15 protein-coding genes, 4 tRNA genes and 2 other RNA genes are annotated in these 18,589 nt (G+C 64.7%); 6 read left to right on the top strand and 15 right to left on the bottom strand.

Annotated features, from left to right (window positions below):
- Nucleotides 1-93: 93 nt before the first annotated feature.
- On the bottom strand, nucleotides 94-459 hold the full coding sequence (locus tag RQH86_RS03820; protein WP_311238238.1) for a DUF6164 family protein: 366 nt from the start codon (nucleotides 457-459) through the stop codon (nucleotides 94-96).
- 59 nt (nucleotides 460-518) lie between these two features.
- Here RQH86_RS03820 and RQH86_RS03815 point away from each other — a divergent pair, with 59 nt between their 5' ends.
- Both RQH86_RS03815 and RQH86_RS03810 read left to right on the top strand, forming a co-directional pair.
- Complete coding sequence (locus RQH86_RS03815; RefSeq protein WP_161963053.1) at nucleotides 519-950, top strand: FKBP-type peptidyl-prolyl cis-trans isomerase; 432 nt, start codon at nucleotides 519-521, stop codon at nucleotides 948-950.
- Between the two features lie 11 nt (nucleotides 951-961).
- The gene (locus RQH86_RS03810; protein WP_311238237.1) at nucleotides 962-2,251 is read left to right on the top strand and encodes a TIGR03862 family flavoprotein; all 1,290 of its coding nucleotides are present in this window, start codon (nucleotides 962-964) and stop codon (nucleotides 2,249-2,251) included.
- Here RQH86_RS03810 and RQH86_RS03805 read toward each other — a convergent pair.
- Nucleotides 2,208-3,500, bottom strand: a complete 1,293-nt coding sequence (locus tag RQH86_RS03805; protein ID WP_311238236.1) for a nucleotide sugar dehydrogenase — start codon at nucleotides 3,498-3,500, stop codon at nucleotides 2,208-2,210. The two genes, RQH86_RS03810 and RQH86_RS03805, sit on opposite strands and share 44 nt — an antisense overlap.
- A 141-nt stretch (nucleotides 3,501-3,641) precedes the next feature.
- Here RQH86_RS03805 and RQH86_RS03800 point away from each other — a divergent pair.
- A tRNA-Leu gene (locus RQH86_RS03800) sits at nucleotides 3,642-3,725 on the top strand.
- 675 nt (nucleotides 3,726-4,400) lie between these two features.
- Here RQH86_RS03800 and RQH86_RS03795 read toward each other — a convergent pair.
- From RQH86_RS03795 to kdsB, 8 genes are all read right to left on the bottom strand, one after another.
- A tRNA-Gly gene (locus RQH86_RS03795) sits at nucleotides 4,401-4,476 on the bottom strand.
- Nucleotides 4,477-4,556: 80 nt separating this feature from the next.
- A tRNA-Cys gene (locus RQH86_RS03790) sits at nucleotides 4,557-4,630 on the bottom strand.
- Nucleotides 4,631-4,698: 68 nt separating this feature from the next.
- A tRNA-Gly gene (locus RQH86_RS03785) sits at nucleotides 4,699-4,774 on the bottom strand.
- A gap of 36 nt (nucleotides 4,775-4,810) precedes the next feature.
- Nucleotides 4,811-5,443, bottom strand: coding sequence for a CDP-diacylglycerol--glycerol-3-phosphate 3-phosphatidyltransferase (pgsA, locus tag RQH86_RS03780; RefSeq protein WP_055854204.1), 633 nt, complete (start codon nucleotides 5,441-5,443; stop codon nucleotides 4,811-4,813).
- The gene (gene uvrC / locus RQH86_RS03775; protein ID WP_311238235.1) at nucleotides 5,443-7,299 is read right to left on the bottom strand and encodes an excinuclease ABC subunit UvrC; all 1,857 of its coding nucleotides are present in this window, start codon (nucleotides 7,297-7,299) and stop codon (nucleotides 5,443-5,445) included. Before uvrC ends, pgsA begins: the two co-directional genes overlap by 1 nt.
- Nucleotides 7,296-8,714, bottom strand: coding sequence for a hypothetical protein (locus RQH86_RS03770; protein ID WP_311238234.1), 1,419 nt, complete (start codon nucleotides 8,712-8,714; stop codon nucleotides 7,296-7,298). The genes uvrC and RQH86_RS03770 overlap by 4 nt, the downstream gene beginning before the upstream one ends.
- A gap of 23 nt (nucleotides 8,715-8,737) precedes the next feature.
- On the bottom strand, nucleotides 8,738-9,202 hold the full coding sequence (locus tag RQH86_RS03765) for a low molecular weight protein-tyrosine-phosphatase (protein ID WP_311238233.1): 465 nt from the start codon (nucleotides 9,200-9,202) through the stop codon (nucleotides 8,738-8,740).
- Nucleotides 9,199-9,978 carry a 3-deoxy-manno-octulosonate cytidylyltransferase gene (kdsB, locus tag RQH86_RS03760; RefSeq protein ID WP_311238232.1) on the bottom strand — a complete coding sequence of 260 codons (780 nt, stop codon included), beginning with the start codon at nucleotides 9,976-9,978 and terminating at the stop codon, nucleotides 9,199-9,201. Before kdsB ends, RQH86_RS03765 begins: the two co-directional genes overlap by 4 nt.
- Before the next feature lie 268 nt (nucleotides 9,979-10,246).
- On the opposite strand from kdsB, the gene RQH86_RS03755 reads away from it, so the two are divergent.
- Nucleotides 10,247-10,323: non-coding RNA, sX9 sRNA (locus tag RQH86_RS03755), on the top strand.
- A 147-nt stretch (nucleotides 10,324-10,470) separates the two neighbouring features.
- Here the strand turns inward: RQH86_RS03755 and lpxK are convergent.
- Genes lpxK through RQH86_RS03730 form a run of 5 tightly spaced genes read right to left on the bottom strand, consistent with a single transcriptional unit; the run spans nucleotide 10,471 to nucleotide 16,835 of the window.
- Complete coding sequence (gene lpxK / locus RQH86_RS03750) at nucleotides 10,471-11,508, bottom strand: tetraacyldisaccharide 4'-kinase (RefSeq protein ID WP_311238231.1); 1,038 nt, start codon at nucleotides 11,506-11,508, stop codon at nucleotides 10,471-10,473.
- Entirely contained in the window at nucleotides 11,505-13,274 is a 1,770-nt protein-coding gene (gene msbA / locus RQH86_RS03745; RefSeq protein ID WP_115527847.1) for a lipid A export permease/ATP-binding protein MsbA, read from the bottom strand. The genes lpxK and msbA overlap by 4 nt, the downstream gene beginning before the upstream one ends.
- The gene (locus RQH86_RS03740) at nucleotides 13,271-13,726 is read right to left on the bottom strand and encodes a biopolymer transporter ExbD (protein ID WP_055854186.1); all 456 of its coding nucleotides are present in this window, start codon (nucleotides 13,724-13,726) and stop codon (nucleotides 13,271-13,273) included. The genes msbA and RQH86_RS03740 overlap by 4 nt, the downstream gene beginning before the upstream one ends.
- A gap of 3 nt (nucleotides 13,727-13,729) precedes the next feature.
- Nucleotides 13,730-14,359 (bottom strand): MotA/TolQ/ExbB proton channel family protein, encoded by a 630-nt coding sequence (locus tag RQH86_RS03735; RefSeq protein ID WP_311238303.1) that lies wholly within the window; start codon nucleotides 14,357-14,359, stop codon nucleotides 13,730-13,732.
- Nucleotides 14,247-16,835: a DNA internalization-related competence protein ComEC/Rec2 gene (locus RQH86_RS03730; protein ID WP_311238230.1), complete on the bottom strand. Its 2,589-nt coding sequence runs from the start codon at nucleotides 16,833-16,835 to the stop codon at nucleotides 14,247-14,249. The genes RQH86_RS03735 and RQH86_RS03730 overlap by 113 nt, the downstream gene beginning before the upstream one ends.
- 386 nt (nucleotides 16,836-17,221) lie before the next feature.
- Here RQH86_RS03730 and RQH86_RS03725 point away from each other — a divergent pair, with 386 nt between their 5' ends.
- Together RQH86_RS03725 and RQH86_RS03720 are read left to right on the top strand one after the other, a co-directional pair.
- A complete protein-coding gene (locus tag RQH86_RS03725) occupies nucleotides 17,222-18,286 on the top strand; it encodes an SDR family oxidoreductase (protein WP_115527850.1) in 1,065 nt (354 codons plus the stop codon).
- Nucleotides 18,287-18,433: 147 nt separating this feature from the next.
- Nucleotides 18,434-18,508: non-coding RNA, sX9 sRNA (locus tag RQH86_RS03720), on the top strand.
- Nucleotides 18,509-18,589: the final 81 nt, after the last annotated feature.

The raw sequence follows: 18,589 nt of genomic DNA, 5'->3' as shown, positions 1-18,589 counted from the left end.
CGCAGACCGCGCTGACTCAATGCGCGTCAGGACAACAGGTGTTCGGATGTGCCCCGCTCCCACCACCATAGCCGGTCACGGCGCTGAACGCCGTCAGCCGCGCAGCAACAGAAATGGCAGCAACACCAACGATGCGACGATCAGCATCCCCAACAGCGTGACGATCACGAAGACAGGGCGCTTGCGCAGCAATGCCCCGAACGTTTCTGCGGTGCCCGCAGCAATGGCTTCCTGGTGTTGTGCCCGCGCAAGCGCCCCACGCTGGGCTTGATACGCATCCAGTACCGCCTTGGCGCGCGGGTACTCGGCATCGTCGCTGAGCCAGAGACCGCCAGCGGAAATGCCCCAGTTGCTGGGCCGGGTCTCGTAGATCTGCACCAGGTGTTCGCGCAGCAATGCCCGCACCTCATCGGCCTCGTCGTCGGGAACATTGCGCAGATTGAGCAGCAGCTTGGCCATGGCGCGATGATAACGGGAGCCAGGTGCGATAATGGCGGCCTTCCTTCATGGACCACCCCATGCGCCTTCTGTTGACGCTTTGTGCCGCCTTGCTGCTCGCCAGCTGTGCACCTGCCCTGCCGCCGTCCGGTGGCACGATCGCCAGCTTCGAGCGGATCGACCGCACTGTCGGCACCGGCGCGGAAGCCACTCCGGGCGTGATGGTCACCGTGCACTACACCGGCTGGCTGTACGACGAAAAAGCTGCCGACAAGCATGGCAAGAAATTCGATAGCTCGCTCGATCGCGCAGAACCGTTCCAGTTCGTGCTGGGCGGTCGCCAGGTGATCCGCGGTTGGGACGAGGGCGTTGCCGGCATGCGCGTGGGCGGCAAGCGCAGCTTGATGATTCCGCCTGAGTACGGTTACGGCGACAACGGCGCGGGCGGTGTGATCCCGCCGGGCGCATCGCTGGTGTTCGATGTGGAGCTGCTCGGCGTACAGCCGCGCTGAGTGCCTGAGCAATGATGGACGCACACAAACCGCGGCTGGCGGTCATTGGTGGCGGGCCTGCGGGGCTGATGGCGGCAGAAGTCGCGTGCGCTGCCGGGATCGCGGTCGATCTCTACGAAGCCAAGGGTTCGGTAGGACGCAAGTTTCTGATTGCCGGCAAGGGCGGGCTGAATCTCACCCACTCCGACCCGATGCCGCTGTTTGCGCAGCGCTACCGCGAGCGCACGCAGGAAGTGGCATCGTGGCTGCAGGACTTCGATGCGGACGCCTTGCGTACCTGGGCGCGCGATCTGGGTGTGGAAACCTATGTCGGCAGCTCGGGGCGCGTGTTCCCGATCGATCGCAAAGCTGCGCCGCTGCTGCGTGGCTGGGTGCGCCGACTCAAGGACCAGGGCGTCAACTTCCACGTGCAACATCGCTGGCTGGGATGGAGCGACGACGGCGCGCTGCAGTTCGCAACAGCTGCAGGCGACATCGCATGTCATAGCGATGCAGTGGTGCTTGCACTGGGCGGCGGCAGTTGGCCGCAACTTGGCTCGGATGGGCGATGGCAGGCACCGCTGCAGCAGCGCGGCATCGACGTTGCGCCGCTGGTGCCCGCCAACTGCGGTTTCAATATCGATTGGAGCACGCACTTTGTGCAACGGCATGCTGGCGCGCCGCTCAAGCCGGTCGTCGCGCACTGGCGCGATGGCGCCGGCGTGCAGCACGCATTGCAGGGCGAATGCGTTGCGACCGAAAGCGGAATCGAAGGCAGTTTGATCTACGCAATCGCCGCAGAGTTACGCAACCAGATCAATGTACATGGCGAGGCCGAGCTCGGCCTGGATCTCGTGCCCGGACGGACGTTGGAACGGGTAAGCGCCGAGTTGGCTCTGCCGCGCAAAGGGCGCAGTTTCAGCGAGCATTTGCGTCGCCAGGTTGGCATCGAAGGCGTCAAGGCCGCACTACTGTACGAGCACCTGGGCAAACAGGCCGGCGACGATCTTGCGCGGGTTGCACGGACGCTCAAGCACCTGCCACTGCGGCTGCTGAGGACGCGCCCGCTGGCCGAGGCAATCAGTTCAGCCGGTGGCGTGCGATTGGAAGCGCTGGACGCGCAGCTGATGGCGCGCGCACAACCGGGCGTGTTCTGTGCCGGCGAAATGCTCGATTGGGAAGCCCCGACTGGCGGCTATCTGCTTACCGCATGTTTTGCCAGCGGACGACGCGCCGCGCTCGGCGCCGTCGACTGGTTGCAACAGCGGCACGAGCGCACTACAGGCGGTCGCTTACGGCCGTACGCGGCCACACCGACTTGACGTCGTACACCACCGCGCCTGGCTTGCCGAGCGCTGCGATGCGCTCAACGTCGTAGTCGCGATACTGCGCATGCGCGACTGCCAGCACGACGGCATCGTAGGTCCCCTCGTCCGGCGACTCGCAGAGCTGCACGCCACCATGCTGCAGGGCTTCGGCCGGGTCTGCCCACGGGTCGCAGGTATCGACGTGCACGCCGGCCGCCTGCAGCAACTGCACCAACTCCAGCGCACGGCTATTGCGCAAGTCCGGGCAGTTTTCCTTGAAGGTGGCGCCCAGCACCAACACCCGCGCTTGCGCCAGCGTTACGCCGCGCAGCGCCAACATGCCGCAGACGCGCTCGGCGACATGCCGGCCGACACGGTTATTGACCTGACGCGCGGTGTGGATCAGGTCTGGGTGGTACCCCACGCTTTCGGATTTGTGCATCAGGTAATACGGATCCACCCCGATGCAGTGGCCGCCGACCAGACCGGGCCGGAACGGCAGAAAATTCCACTTGGTTCCGGCCGCTTCGAGCACGTCGAGCGTGTCGATTCCGAGTTTGTCGAAGATCAGCGCCAGCTCGTTGACCAGCGCGATATTGACGTCGCGCTGGATGTTTTCCACCACCTTGGCCGCTTCTGCCACGCGCATCGACGACGCGCGCCAGGTGCCTGCGGTGATGATGCTGGCGTACAGCGCATCGACTGTGTCGGCAGCCTGCGGCGTTGAGCCGGAGGTGATCTTGCGAATATCGCGCAGACGCCGCTGACGGTCGCCCGGATTGACGCGCTCGGGGCTATAGCCGCAGAAAAAGTCTTGGTTGAAGCGCAAACCGGAGCTAGCTTCGAGCAGCGGTACGCAGACTTCTTCGGTGGTGCCCGGATATACGGTGGATTCGTAGATCACCAGATCGCCGGGCTTGAGCGCGGCGGCGATCAGTGCCGTGGCGCTGCGCAACGGCTCCAGGTCCGGCTGCTCGAAGCTGTCGATCGGGGTCGGCACAGTGACGATGAAGATGCTGCAGCTCGCCAGGTCAGTGGCGGTTGCGCTGTAGCGCAACTGCGTTGCCGCGGCCAACTCGGCGGCGTCCAACTCCAGCGTGGCATCGTGACCGTCGTGCAGTTGCGCGACCCGCTGCGTATCGATGTCGAAGCCCAGAGTGTCGCGGTGCTCGCCGAACGCAACGGCCAACGGCAAGCCCACATAGCCGAGCCCGATGACGGCAATGCGTGCCTGCTGCAGGGGGAGAAGCGTGTTGCCGGACATGCAGTTCCTTGGGATCGTGCGCGGTCGGTTGCCGCGCGGTATTGCGGCGGCAGCATAGCGCACGCGGCATGTCTCGGGCCGTCGGCAGGATTGTCGTTTGGAGATTCACAATCGCCGCGCAATCAGGCACGCTATCGCAATGCCCGGGTGGCGAAATTGGTAGACGCAAGGGACTTAAAATCCCTCAGCTGCAAGGCTATGCGGGTTCGACCCCCGCCCCGGGCACACTCTGACAAGTAAATCTGCGACCAGACGCGATGATATGTCGTCGTCCGATAGGCTCTGCCACGCCACGCCACGCCACGCCGCGATGAGCTGATTGCTGTGCAGTCAGCCTGTTCGGAGCAAGGTCAGCGTCCGCAAGCACAGCTCCGCGCACAGGTTTTTCGGGTGCGCGAGCATGCGGTGAGGTCTGCTTCATGCACTGAAACGTGTCCGCGGCTCCCATCGCGGCGCTTGCCCGCCAAACGCTCTTGCAGGCGCGTCGCACTGCCAGCAGTCGGCGTATACGCTCCGAACTTGGCCAGGCAGCTTTTCGCGCTTCCAGGGGTTCGCAGCCTGCGAGACGTTGGCTGTGTGGCGATCAGCTCCCGAGAAGTTGCCGCTGAATGAGACGGTGGCACATCTCCGATCATCTCGATTCGCCAGTTCTTGCCAGATAGCGATCGCACAAGCCTCAGCCTGGCACGGGCCTAAGTGTGTGTCTGATCGCCTGCCTACCGCCACCGAATGCCGCACCTACGCGTGCGCCCACCACGCAAACGCACAGGTGCTCTGCCGTCCTGCAGACATTTTCTTGTCCGCCAATTCACATGAATGGCAGTCTGATCATTCGAGAACGTTCTTGATGATGCGGCAAATAAAAACCCCGGATATCGTGAGATATCCGGGGTTTGAATTTGGAGCGGGAAACGAGACTCGAACTCGCGACCTCAACCTTGGCAAGGTTGCGCTCTACCAACTGAGCTATTCCCGCATGAAACTAAATTGTACAGCTTGTCACTTCGTTGCGCTAGCCCCATCAATGCCGCCGATAAGAAACATACGCATGCGATGTGGAGGCCTGGGCCGGAATTGAACCGGCGTACGCGGATTTGCAGTCCGCTGCATAACCACTCTACCACCAGGCCGAAACATCAAACTCAAGGCATCCTGCCTTGAAACAACTAGACCTCGGACATGGGGCCTTGTCTAAATCTGGAGCGGGAAACGAGACTCGAACTCGCGACCTCAACCTTGGCAAGGTTGCGCTCTACCAACTGAGCTATTCCCGCTTGGGAGGCGAAATTCTACAGCGAACAGGATAGCTGTCAACTGTTGCTTTCGATTTTTTTCGGCTTGTTGCTGATCGCCGCTTTTTCGTCGGCGCGCAGACTCGGCCATGCCGCCTGCAGATACTGAAAACCGGACCACAATGTCAGCAGTGCAGCGATCGCCAGTGTCCAATAGCCGGCACGGAAGATCAGATTGCCCAGCCAGATTTCATGCGTGGGCATCTGGCCGGGAGTGACCGAATACAGCAGGCAAAGCAGCGCCACCATCTGCGCCGTGGTCTTGACCTTGCCGATCATCGCCACACGCACCTTGGCGCGCTGGCCGATCTCGGCCATCCACTCACGCAATGCGGAGACTGCGATCTCGCGGCCCACGATGACAGCTGCCCAGAACGCCATCCACGGCGTCGGATGTCCCTGCACGATGAGGAACAATGCCACTGCAACCATCAACTTGTCGGCGACCGGATCGAGGAACGCGCCGAACGCGGAATATTGGTGATAGCGCCGCGCGACCCAGCCATCCAGCCAGTCGGTGATGGCGGCCAGCGCGAACACACCGGCGGAAGCGAAGTTTGTCCAGGTGTATGGCAGGTAGAACACCACGACCAACACCGGGATCATCAGGATCCTCAGCAGTGTCAGCCACGTGGGGATGGTCAACTTCATTACGGACTCGACTCGCCTGCCGCATCGGGAAGCGCCAGCCCGTGCAGGTTAGCGTAGATTCGCGCAGCAAGTGCGGCATTGACCCCGTCCACCCGCGCAATCTCGGCTTCGCCGGCCGCCTTGAGACCGACCAGGCCACCGAAATGCTTGAGCAGGCTCGCGCGGCGGCGTGGGCCGATGCCGGGGATATCCTCGAGCTTGCTGGTCATTCGCGCTTTCTGGCGGCGCCCGCGATGGCCGGTGATCGCAAAGCGGTGCGCTTCGTCACGGACCTGCTGGATAAATTGCAGTGCCGGCGATGCTGCGCCCGGTCGCAGTTCGCGGCCGTCGGCCATGATGAGCGCCTCGTGCCCTGCCCTGCGTTCCTCGCCCTTGGCCACGCCGACCAGCATGACGTTTTCCACGCCAAGGTCGGCCAAGGCGGCCTGCGCCTGCGCCAGCTGGCCGGCACCGCCGTCGATCAGCAGCACATCGGGGAGCACGCCATTTTCTTCCACTGCACGCCGAAACCGCCGTTCGATCGCCTGGCGCATCGCCGCGTAATCGTCGCCCGGCGTGATGCCGGAAATATTGAAGCGGCGATACTGGCCACGTACCGGGCCGCTGGCGTCGAACACCACGCACGAGGCCACCGTTGCTTCGCCCATGGTGTGACTGATATCGAAGCATTCCACGCGCTTGACCTGCTCCGGCAGCCCCAGCATCTCGCGCAAGGCTTCGCTGCGCGCGTGCTGCGCACTCTGGCTGGTGAGTTCGGTCACCAGGGTCAGCTGCGCGTTGCGGGTCGCCAGCAGCAGGTAGCCGGCACGCTCGCCGCGCACGTTCCACCGCAGCGCCACCTTGTGCTCGGCGGCAGTGCTGAGCGCGGCCTCGATCAGTTCGGCCTCGGGAATTTCGCGATCCAGCAATATCTCGCGCGGCGGCGAATGTTCGGCGTAGTACTGCGACACGAACGCCGCCAGGATTTCGTCGGCGCTGTCTTCGCCGTTGGTCTTGGGAAAGAACGAGCGCGTGCCCAGATTGCGGCCGTCGCGGAAGCTCAGTAGCAACACGCAGGCCTGACTGGACTGGGTGGCGCAGGCCAGCACATCCAGATCGGCGGCGCGGCCGTCGACGTACTGGCGGTTCTGCATACCGCGCAGCGACGACAGCAGGTCGCGCAGACGCGCGGCACGCTCAAATTCGAGCGCTTCGCTGGCTTGCTGCATCGACTGCATGATCTCTTCGCCGAGCTGATCGCTCTTGCCTTCGAGAAACATGGTGGCGCGGCGTACCGATTCGGCGTAATCGGGCGCGGCCACCAGATCCACACACGGGCCGCTGCAACGGCCGATCTGATACTGCAGGCACGGCCGCGAGCGGTTGCGAAACACGCTGTCTTCGCAACTGCGTAGCTTGAACAGCTTGTGCATCAGGCTCAGCGTTTCGCGCACGCCGGTTACGCCGGTGTAGGGGCCGAAATAGCGCCCCTGCACCGCACGCGGGCCGCGGTGCAACGCGATACGCGGCCAGTCTTCGCGCGTCAGCAGGACGTATGGATAACTCTTGTCGTCGCGCAACGACACGTTGTAGCGCGGCGACAAGGATTTGATCAGCTGGTTTTCCAGCAGCAGCGCTTCGGCCTCGCTGCGGGTCACGGTGACGTCCATCCGCGCGACCTGCGACAGCATCGAGGTCAGCCGCGCATTCTTTGGCGTGCCGTTGAAATAGCTGCCCACACGCTTACGCAACGCGCCGGCCTTGCCGACGTACAGCAAGGTGTCGTCGCTCGCATACATGCGGTAAACGCCGGGCGCGGTGCTCAGTTGCGCAGCAAACGCTTTTCCATCGAAGTCGGCTTGGGGCCTTGCGCTCATTCTTCTATCGCAACATCACTCAGTGCGCCGCTTGCAAGGTCGTAACGCAAAACGGCGTGGGCATCGGTTTCGGCAATCCAGACTGCGCCGGAGGCGACAGCCAGCCCGGCCGGGCCGTGCAGACGTCGCGGCAGCTCGACCGTGGTGAGTTCGCCGCCGCCCAGACGCAGGCTGCGCAGCCGTCCGTTACCGGTGTCGGCAATCCACAGCATCGGCGAATCGGCGCCCAGTGCGATGGCTTGCGGAAATTGCAGGCGCGCGGTGCCGCGGGGGCCGTCTTCATCACCGAACTGCCAGATGCCCTGCCCGCCCACCAAGGTCTGCACCAGATCGCCGCGCAGCTGCATGGTGCGGATCGAGGAGCCCAACCCATCGCACACGTAGGCAACCTGCTGCACCGCCGCCAGCCCTGCCGGTTGAGCGAAGGCCGCCAGATGACCGCTGCCGTCGCGAATTTCAAGGGAGCCGGTGCCGGCACGCGCGCTCAGTGCAGCGCGTCCCAGGTCGTAACTCCAGATGCGGTTGTCGCCGGCCATGGCGATCAACACCTGGTTGTCGGCAATCGCCAGACCTTGCGGATAGTTCAGCGCAGACGCACCGGCAAAGGCCAACGGCCCTTCCACCGGCTCGCCTGAGCGACCGGTGCCGCACAAGGTGTCCACCTGCCCGCTGCGCAGGTTGATGCGACGCAATGCGTGATTGCCGGTGTCGGCGACGTACAGCTGATCGCGCTCCAGCGCCAGACCCTGCGGCCGACGAAAGGCCGCTTCGCCGGTACCGCCATCGATAAGATCGGCATTGCCGTGGCCGAATTGCCGCAGCACCCGGCCGCCATGCGTGCATTCCAGCACGCGGTGGTGCCCGGTATCGGCGATATACAGACGGTCTTCGGTGGCAGCCAGGCCGGTCGGAAAGCGCAGCGCCAGCCGCTGTTCGGGGTCGCGTTCTGCAATGCCTTGCAGGTCCGCATCCGACGGAGGCTGCTGGCCTTCGCACAATGCGGCCAACGCCTTGTCCAGATCAGCGGTGACACCCACCAGGCGCTGGCGTTCGCGACCATAGGCATCCAGCAATACCAGCGTGGGCCAGGATTCGATACCGAAGCGGCGCCAGGTTTCCCAGTCCTTGTCGAGCAGGATCGGCGCGCTGACGCCGTGCCCGCGCAGTTGCTTGAGCGAGCGTTGTGGCAGGCGTTCGCTATCGAAGCGCGGCACCTGCACCACGATCACCTGCAGCCGCCCGGGGCTACGCGCCTGCCATTGCGCAAGCTCGGCAAGACGCTCGGCGCACCACACCGAGCTGGCGTTGACGAACGCCAGCACGAGCGCGCGGCCGCGATGCTCCTGCAAGGTGGATGGCCTGGCATTGAGCCAGGTGGGAAATTCCGGCAGTTCCTGGGTGAGCTGGGCAGTCATGCGGTAATTATGCCCAAGCGCGATTAGCCGCGGGTGAGTCTGGCGACCGTCTGTCGCGCCGCGGTATCGACCAGTTGCCAGACCTCCTCGAAATCCTTGCTGCCGCCGGTATACGGGTCCGGGATTTCGTCGCGCGCGTCCACGCCGGCCCACGGTAACCACAGCGCGACCTTGTCGCGTTGCGCGGAGGGCGCCAGACGCTGCAGATCGCGCAGATTGTTGCCGTCTGCGCACAGCAGCCAATCGAAGTGGTCGAAATCCTCGTCGCGCACCTGACGTGCGCGCAGACCGGAGATGTCCACGTCGTGTCCGCGTGCGCAACGGATGGCGCGCGGGTCGGGCGGATCGCCGGCATGCCAATCGCCGGTGCCGGCCGAGTCGACCTCGATGCGGCGCGACACGCGTGCCTCGTCCAGCCGCGCGCGCAAGGCGCCCTCGCCCATCGGCGAACGACAGATATTGCCCAGGCACACGATCAAGACCTTCATGCCGATGCCACCCGCGCTTGCGCACGTGCCAGATCGTCCGGCGTATCGATGCCCGGCGGAAATTGCTCGGGCGTCAGCGCAACGGCGATGCGATGACCGGCTTCCATCGCGCGCAGCTGTTCCAGCGATTCGATGCGTTCCAGCAGGCCGGGCGGCATCGCCGCGAACTGCTGCAGAAACCCGGCGCGATAGGCGTAGATGCCGATATGACGCAGCCATTGCCCATCCTCCGGCAAGCGGTCGCGCTGACTGGCGAAGCTGTCACGGTGCCAGGGAATCGGCGCACGGCTGAAATACAGTGCATCCCCGCTCGCGCTGCGCACCAGCTTGACCACATTGGGATCGAACAGATCGTGCGCGCTCTCCACCTGCGCGGCCAGCGTGGCCATCTCCGCGCCGGAACGCAACAGCAGCTCGGCGACCGCGCGAATGCCGGCAGCCGGCGCAAACGGTTCGTCGCCTTGCAGATTCACCACGCAGGTGTCCGCGTCCCAGCCGGCGATGCGCGCGCATTCGGCCAGGCGATCGGTGCCGGAGACATGGTCGCTGCCGGTCATCGCCACGTGCACGCCGGGCACGCCCTCGATCGCGTCTGAAATCCGCACGTCATCGGTCGCGACCCATACCTCGCGTGCGCCTGCCAACAATGCCCGCTCGGCCACGTGCTGAATCATTGGACGATCGCCGATCAACTGCAGCGGCTTGCCCGGCAGGCGTGTGGACGCGTAGCGCGCCGGAATGGCGACGACGAAATCGGCAGACAGGGTGTTGGTCATGTGGTTGCGCTCTCGGCAGCAAGGATTGTTGGAACGGCGGGACGGTCTAGCATGTATCGCACTCTTGCATCAGCAGCGCCGGCGAAAACTGCCGCGCTGCGACGGGTAGCTACCTACGGTTGCATTAGCACAGCATGGCGCCAGCAATCGTGTAGCCACTGTCGCTGGTGTGGCCACGCAAGGATGCAGCCCTCGTGCTGGAACAGGAGCCGCGAACACCACTCCCGCGCTCAGCGCCAGGCCGGCGCGTGCCGGTGCCCGGTGTGGCTTGTCCCACGCGTAGATTGCGGTTCTGAGCGCGCGGCCCACCCCCACCTGACAGCTGCTCGCTATGTATTGTCAGCCGCTCCACGCGCGGCGCATGCCTGCGTAGTGTCTCAGCAAGCCCATCGCTGCCCGGTCTGAAGCGGCATTGGCGATCGGGCGAACCCCAAGGGCGACGCGCAACCGCTCCTGCATCCGCAGCGCGCGCCGCACGACACACCGCCAAGATCAAACGCCCTGCCGGCTGGCCAACTTGTCCAGCCGATCCAGCAGACTCACCCAGAACGCAGCCGGCAACTCCGCCTTGAGCGGCACGCTATACAGCCACTCGTCGGCGAACGGCCGGCACTTCACCGCATCCTTTTCGGTCATCAACACTGGCAGGCGGCTACCGAAACTGAAATCTGCGGCGCGATACACATGATGATCGGGAAAGGCATGTGGGACGACGCCAATACCGCGGGCGCGCAACATGGCAAAAAAGCGCTCCGGGTGCGCGATACCGGCCACGGCGTGCACGCGCTGGCCGGCCAGCATGCTCAGCGGTTGCGCCCGTTTGCCGTCCATTGGCTGCACGCTATCGATGCTCAGACGCATCTGCCATTCGCCGAAACCGGCGTCGTCCATTGTCTGTGGCGCTGTGGTGGTGCTGGCCTGGCCCAGATTAACCACGCGGAAGTCGCAATCGTGTGCGCGCGCGGCCGGTTCGCGTAGCGGTCCGGCCGGTAGCAGGCGGCCATTGCCATAGCGGCGCTGTCCGTCGACCACTTCGATTTCCACGTCACGTGCCAGCCGGTAATGCTGTAACCCGTCATCGCAGACGATGATGTCGCACCCCGCCTCGACCAGTGCGCGCGCGGCGGCGACACGGTCGCTATCCACGCGCACGCGTGCGCCGGTCTTCCAGGCGATCAACACAGGCTCGTCGCCGCCAAGTGCGACTGCCGTGTCCGCATCAACCCACCGGGCAGTGCCGGAATCATCGCGGCCATAGCCGCGGCTGGCGACCCCGGGGGTCCAGCCGGCTTCTTGCAGCTTGGACACCAGCGCGATGGTCAGCGGGGTCTTGCCGGTGCCACCGGCAGTGACGTTGCCGACCACGATCACCGGCACCGGCACGCCATGCCGCTTGCGCCAGCCGCGGCGATACAGGCCGCGCCGCAATGCGATAGCGGCGCCGTAGATGGGTGCCAATAGACGCGCCGGTAGCGGTATCGGCGCATTGTCGTACCAATACCCCGGCGTGCGGGTGCCGCGCTTGCTCATGCCTGACGTTCGCGAAACTGCATGCCGTGCAGATGCGAATACAGCCCGCCCTGCGCCAGCAATTCGTTGTGTGTGCCGCGCTCGACGATGCGGCCCTGGTCCATCACCAGCACCTGATCGGCATGCTCGATGGTGGACAGCCGGTGCGCGATCACCAACGTGGTGCGGTCCGGCATCAACTTGTGCAAGGCATCCTGCACCAGTCGCTCGGACTCGTTGTCCAGCGCCGCAGTGGCTTCGTCCAGGATCAGGATCGGCGCATCCTTGAGCATCGCGCGTGCGATCGCCAGCCGCTGGCGCTGCCCTCCGGACAGCCGCCCGCCCTTGGTGCCGACATGCGACTGCAGGCCCTCGGGCAGTTGCGCCACGAACTCCATCGCATTGGCGCCAAGGATCGCGCGCTCCAGTTGGCCGGCATCTGCTGTGCGCATTTCGCCATAGGCCACGTTATCGGCGATGCTGCCGTCGAACAGCATGACCTGCTGGCCGACCAGCGCGATCTGGCGACGCAGGTCGGCCAACGAATACGCCTGCACCGGGTGCCCGTCGAGCAGGATCTGCCCGGCCTCGGCCTCGTAAAAACGCGGGATCAGTTTGATCAGGCTGGATTTGCCGCTCCCGGAGCGGCCGACGATCGCCGTCACCGTGCCGGGCTGCGCGACGAAGCTGACCTCGGCCAGTGCCGGATTCACCTGCCCCGGATAACGCGCGGTCACATCGCGAAATTCAATCAAGCCCTTCGCACGCGTCAGCGGCACCGCGCCCTGATCGGGCTCGTCCGGGCTGTCGAGCACCGAGAACAGCCGCTCGGCCGAGGCCAGGCCACGCTGCACCATGTTCTGCACATTGGTGAGCTGCTTGAGGCCCGGGATGATCGTCAGCATCGAGGTCATCAGCACCACGAAGTCGCCAGCGGTCAGACGCCCGGCCAAGGCCTGGGCACCGGCCACGAACAACAGCGCCGACAACCCGATCGCGCCGATCATCTGCACGGTGGCAGTGGAAATGCCGCGAGTGGATTCGACCTTCATCGCCAGACGCAAATTGCGATCGGCCAGCGCGCCATACCGCTCCATCTCGGTTTGCTGGGCGCCGTAAATCTTGACCTCCTGGTGGCTGGACAAGGTCTGGTCGGCGGCCTGCAACAGATGCGCGCCACTCTCCTGGATGCTGTGGCTGATGCGCCGATACCGACGCGCCACCTTGTCCATCACCCACGCCAGTACCGGTGCGAGCACCAGAATGGTCAGCGTGACCTGCCAGCTGTGCCACAGCATCAGCGCCAATGCGCCGATCACCTGCAGCGACTGCTGGATCATCACTTTGACCGCATCCACCGCAGCCTGTGCAACCTGATCCGAGTCCGAGCCCAGGCGGATCAGCATCGACGGGACCGGTTCGGAATCGAAACGCGAGCCTGGCAGGCGCAGATACTTGGCCATCACCTTGATGCGCAGATCGCGCGCAATGCTGCGTGCGGATTTACCCATCGCCATGTCGGTGATGTAGCCGGCAATGCCACGTACCACAAACAGCAGAATGATCTGCACCGGCAGCCAACGGCTGACGTCGGCGTTCTTGTAGATGAACGTTTCGTCGGTGATCGGCTTCATCAACGCCAGAAAGCCGGTGGTGCCGGCGGCTTCGACCAACGCGGCAATCAGCGCAGCGATCAGCAAAAGCCGGTACGGCTTGGCGAAGGCCAACAGGCGACGGTACGTGCGCCAGGACGACACTGGCGCCGGGCGGTCGTTGGAGGTGGTCACTGGCGGGTTCCGTTATTGCGTGTTTTGCCGGCAGTGCCGGTCTGAGGTGCAGTCGCAATGGCGATACGCCGGAAGCCGAGTTGTCCCAACGCATCCTGCGCAGTGACCACGGCCTGATACGGGGTACGCGCATCGGCGCGCATCAGCACCGTCTGCTCGCGGTCGTCGCCAGCGATCTGAGCGATGGTCTGCTTCAGCGAGTCCACATCCGAGCGCAACACTTCCTGGTCGTTGATGAAGTAATGCCCGTCGGCATTGACCAGCACGCTGAGCGAACGCGGCGGCGCGCTGGTGTTCTGGTCACTGGCGGTCGGTAGCTGCAGCTGCAGCGTCGAGCGTGCGTCGAAAGTCGTGGTCACCACGAAGAAGATGATGAGGACGAGAATGACGTCAATCAATGGCACCAGGTCGATCTGCGGCTCGTCCTGGCTTCGGTCGCTGCCGATGCGCATCCGTCAGCCCTTTGCCATAACAGGCTTGCTGCCCGCCGCTGCCGGTGCTGCGGACGCAGGCGCTCCGCGGCCTTCCATGGTATCCAGCAACAGCGTGGCTTCCTGCTCCATCTCGATGATGTAGCCGGCAATGCGCCCCTTGAAGAAACGATGCGCCATCAGCGCAGGCACCGCGATGATCATGCCGGTGGCGGTACACACCAGCGCTTTGCCGATACCACCGGCCAGCTGGTTCACATCGCCCACGCCGTGATCGAGGATGCCCAGGAACATCTGGATCATGCCGACCACCGTGCCGAGCAAACCCAATAGCGGGCCGGCCGACGCGATGGTGCCCAGCGCGTTCAGATAGCGCTCCATGCGATGCACCACGTGGCGACCGGTGTCTTCAATGCGTTCACGGACCAGATCGCGCGGACGGCCGCGGACATCCAGTGCAGCAGCCAGTAGCGCACCCAGTGGCGAATTGCGCCGTAGCGACTCGATATGGGTGGGATCCAGCTGGCCGCGCGCAGCCCAGTTACGGACCTCTTCGCCCAGCCCGGGCGGCGTCACCTCGTTGCGGCGCAACGTCCACAGACGCTCCAGCACGATTGCCAGGGCGATCACGCCCAGCAACAGCAACGGCACCATCGGCCAACCGCCCGCCTTGACCAGCTCCAACACGATTCGATTCCTCCGGCAACGCGGCCGCCTGTTCGCTGGCCGATAGGATAGCAGTCGACCGCCGCCGTTCCGCAGCATCCCACAGACGTGGTTGCCAACGCCGTCGCTCGCGCACCTGCAGGCCGTCCGTGCCCAGCCAGACCCTGATCGCACCGGAGTGGGCAGTGTCGAGCAATTCCGCGCCACTGCCCTGCCAGCGCCGAACCACTTGTGTGCGGGGATGGCCGAAACGGTTGCCATGCCCGGAGGACACCAGCGCCAGCCGCGCGCCCGTGGCGGCAATGAAGCCGGCATGCGAGCCATCTGCGCTGCCATGGTGCGGCACCACGACCATGTCGGCACGCAGCCCCGCAACCTGCTCGCGCATCAAGCGATGCTCGATGAGTTCGTCGATATCGCCCGGCAACAGCGCACTGGCATGCCGCGTCTCGACCCGCAGCACGCAGCTGGACTGATTGCGCAGGTACGGAAAATCCGCACCTGGATGCAGAAAGCGAAAACGCACGCCATCCCACTCCCACTGCTGGCCGGCTTGGCAGCGCGCACTGACGTCCAGCGGCGCGCCCGGCGGCGCAGACGTCATCGCGACCGGTAGCCCTGCACGCACTGCTGCGTAGCCACCGGCATGATCGGCATCGGCATGACTGAGCACGAGTGCGTCCAGTTGGCGTACCCCGAGCGCACGCAGGGCGGGCAGCACCACGCGCTCACCGGCGTCGAAACCATCGCGCACTGCGGGGCCGGTATCGAACAGCAGCGCGTGCCGTTGCGTGCGCACCAACACTGCAAGACCCTGCCCCACATCCAGCACCTGCAGATCGGCTTCGCCAGCACCGGGCAAGGCGCGATCCGGCCATAACAGCGGTAGCCACAGCAGCACCGCCATGGCCTTGCCCGGCGTGCCTCGCGGCAGCAATAGCCAGAACGCCCCCAATAGCGCTGCGATCAGCGCAATGGCATCGGATTCGGGCACCCACCACAACGCCAGCGTGGTCTGCCCAAGCCAGACAAACCCCGGCCAGGTGAGTTCAAAGCACCAGCCCGCCAAGTGCCACGCCCAAACGCCCGCACCGGCATGCAGTGCCTCGAGCGCCGTTCCCAGCAGACACAGCGGCACCACCACAAAGGTCCACCAGGGAATGGCGACAAGATTGGCCAACGGCCCCACCAGCGATGCCTGTCCAAACAAACTGACCGTCAGCGGCAGCAAGCCGACGGTGGCGACGGTCTGTGCGGACAGGAAGCCGCGCAGAATGCTCCGGTCATCTGCGGGCAGGCACCACACCAGCCAGGCGACGCCGGCGAAACTGAGCCAGAAGCCAGCTACCAGCACGCTCAGCGGGTCCCATACCAGCACTGCAAGCAAGGCCAGCGCGAGAATCTGCGCGGTTGTGGCGCGTCGCCGCGCGACCCGCGCCAGTGCGACGACGGCGATCATCAGCACGGTGCGGACCGTGGGCAGCGCCAGCCCTGCCAACACCGCGTACGCAGCCGCGCCGAGCAGTGCCGCGATAGCTGCGGCGTGGACGCGCGGCATCAGCAGGCTCAAACCCGGCCGCAATCGCCACACGCCGGCCACCGCCAATGCAAAGAACGCGGCAACCAGGCCGACATGAAATCCCGAGATGGCGATCAGATGGCTGAGCCCGGTCGCGCGCAGAGTCGCCCATGCCGCGTCGTCCAGACCGCGCGTGTCGCCCAACGCAAGTGCACGCAGGTAAGGCGCGGAAGGCCCGGAGACCTGTTCGGCAATTCGCAGCGACATCCGGTCGCGCCAGGCATCCACGCCACGCGGGGCGGCAACCTCGCGCGCAGCGCCGAGGTCGCGCACATACCCGGTGGCTGCAAGGCGCTGCGCCAACGCCTGACGCTCCGCATCGAACCCACCCGGATTACGCAGACCGCGCGGTGCGCGAAGCTTGAGCTGCAGTTGCCAGCCCGCCCCGGCACGCAAGGCAGCACGCGGCCCGATCTGTTCGGCGCCGAAGGGGTCGTACCAGGCCAGTTGCAAGAGTTTGCCGCGCAGGGCCGCCGGCTGCGTTCGATGGTGATCGACACGCAACTGGAAGCGCGTACGCCGCTGTTCGGCCACCGGCAGCCCGACAATGCGGCCACGCACGGTAATCTCGCGCGCTTCGTCACGCGGTAGCAGTTGCGACTGCACTACATCGGCGGCTTGCCAGCCGGTCAACCCGAAGCCCACCGCAGCCGTTGCAAGCACCAGCATCCACACAGGTCGCTGCGGGTGCAGCCACAGGGTCAGCGCGATGCCCAGCACACCCGCGAACAGGCTGGCGGCATACAGCGCCTGCGGCAGTAGCGCTGGCGACCATGCACAAATGACCACACCCAGCAGCAACGCGACTGCGACCGGCACTGCCGATGCAAGACGCGGCAGCGGCGCCGCATGTGCCGACACATCCACATCCATAGGGGCGCCCATGCTCCTGATCGTCCTGATCCAGGAAACAACGCTAAGCCAACCCATCGACTGACGGCAGCGGTGATGTGCGCGTAAGACCGTAGGAAGACACCGGATCTGCTGTAGCGCATTGCCGGCATGCCGTTGTTCGGCGCGAATGCCCACCGGTAATGTTCGTGTGTCGCCAATGCCGGGCACTGCTGCAGGATATGGATCGGATCGATCGAGTACGTACCGGGGCCTGGGCATCCGTTGGTCGAGGCGAACCTGTCGAACCGGGTAGATCGATCAGGTGCAGCTGACGCAGCCAACGTCCGATGAGACCCGCCGGCCACCTAGCGCTGCATTCGCCTCGATTTCATGACCGAAGCGCTATGTTCGACACTGTCTTTGAGGAGTTCCCCCACATGCGTAAAGGCATTGCATTGATTGTCGGCGTGACCGGCATCTCCGGCTATAACCTCGCCAACGTGCTGGTAGCCGACGGTTGGACCGTTTACGGCCTGGCGCGGCGCCCGCTGCCGCATGACGGCGTCATTCCTGTCGCCGCCGATCTACTGGACGCCGACAGCACCAACAACGCGCTACGCGGGCTGCCGATCACCCACGTCTTTTTCTGTACCTGGACACGTCGCGATACCGAACGCGAGAACGTCGAGGCCAACGGCGCAATGATGCGACACCTGTGCGATGCGTTGAGCGACGCGCCGCTGCAGCACATGGCGCTGGTCACCGGTACCAAGCACTATCTGGGCGCGTTCGAAAATTACGGCAGTGGCAAGGCCGAAACGCCGTTCCGCGAAAGCGAGCCGCGTCAGCCGGGCGAAAACTTCTACTACACGCTCGAAGACCTGCTGTTCGCGCATGCCGAGCGTCACGGTTTTGGATGGAGCGTGCATCGCTCGCACACCATGATCGGCATGGCCAATGGCAGCAATGCGATGAACATGGGCGTGACGTTGGCGGTCTACGCATCGCTGTGCAAGCACACCGGCCAGCCATTCGTGTTCCCAGGCTCGCAGGCGCAGTGGAACAGCCTCACCGATCTGACCGACGCCGGCCTGCTCGGCCGTCAGCTGGCCTGGGCAGGTCTCAGCCCGGCGGCACGCAACCAGGCCTTCAATACCGTCAATGGCGATGTGTTCCGCTGGCGCTGGATGTGGGGCGAGATCGCCGCGTTCTTCGACCTCGACGCCGCACCCTGCCCCGACACGCCGCAGCCGTTGGAAGCGCGCCTGACCGAAACCGCACCGGCGCTGTGGGCCGAATTGGCTGCGCAGCACAATCTGGTCGAGTCGGACGTCAATCGTCTAGCCTCGTGGTGGCATACCGATGCCGACCTGGGTCGCGAGATCGAGTGCGTCAACGATATGACCAAGAGCCGCGAACTGGGCTTTGTTGACTTCTACGACAGCCGCGCCTCGTTCTTCGAGCTATTCACCCGATTGCGGGCACTGCGCATCATTCCTTGAGTAATGCCACCGCATCGCTGCAGGTCGCAATGGCCTGCAGCGATGTGGATAGAGGTGGAGTTCAGGGGTTTGGAGTCCAGGGGTTTAGAGCAGCTGACAAAAAGACTGTGCAGCGGCGAGGCTGGCGTGGCCGCTGCTCCGTGCAACATGTGCACTCTTACATTCCGGTACCTGCGCGCCGTCCATAACCAACTAACGACTGCTCGCTAGGCTTTGTTAGCCGCTCCTAAAGCTGCGCTCTGGACATCACACCAAGTGAGCGACGCATCCAACGAAAGCACTGCGCATCCTGCACGCAGCGAC

This window comes from Xanthomonas sp. WCS2018Noco2-27, from assembly GCF_031843525.1.
Lineage (GTDB): Bacteria > Pseudomonadota > Gammaproteobacteria > Xanthomonadales > Xanthomonadaceae > Xanthomonas.
This window is presented reverse-complemented; position numbering and strand designations above follow the sequence as displayed.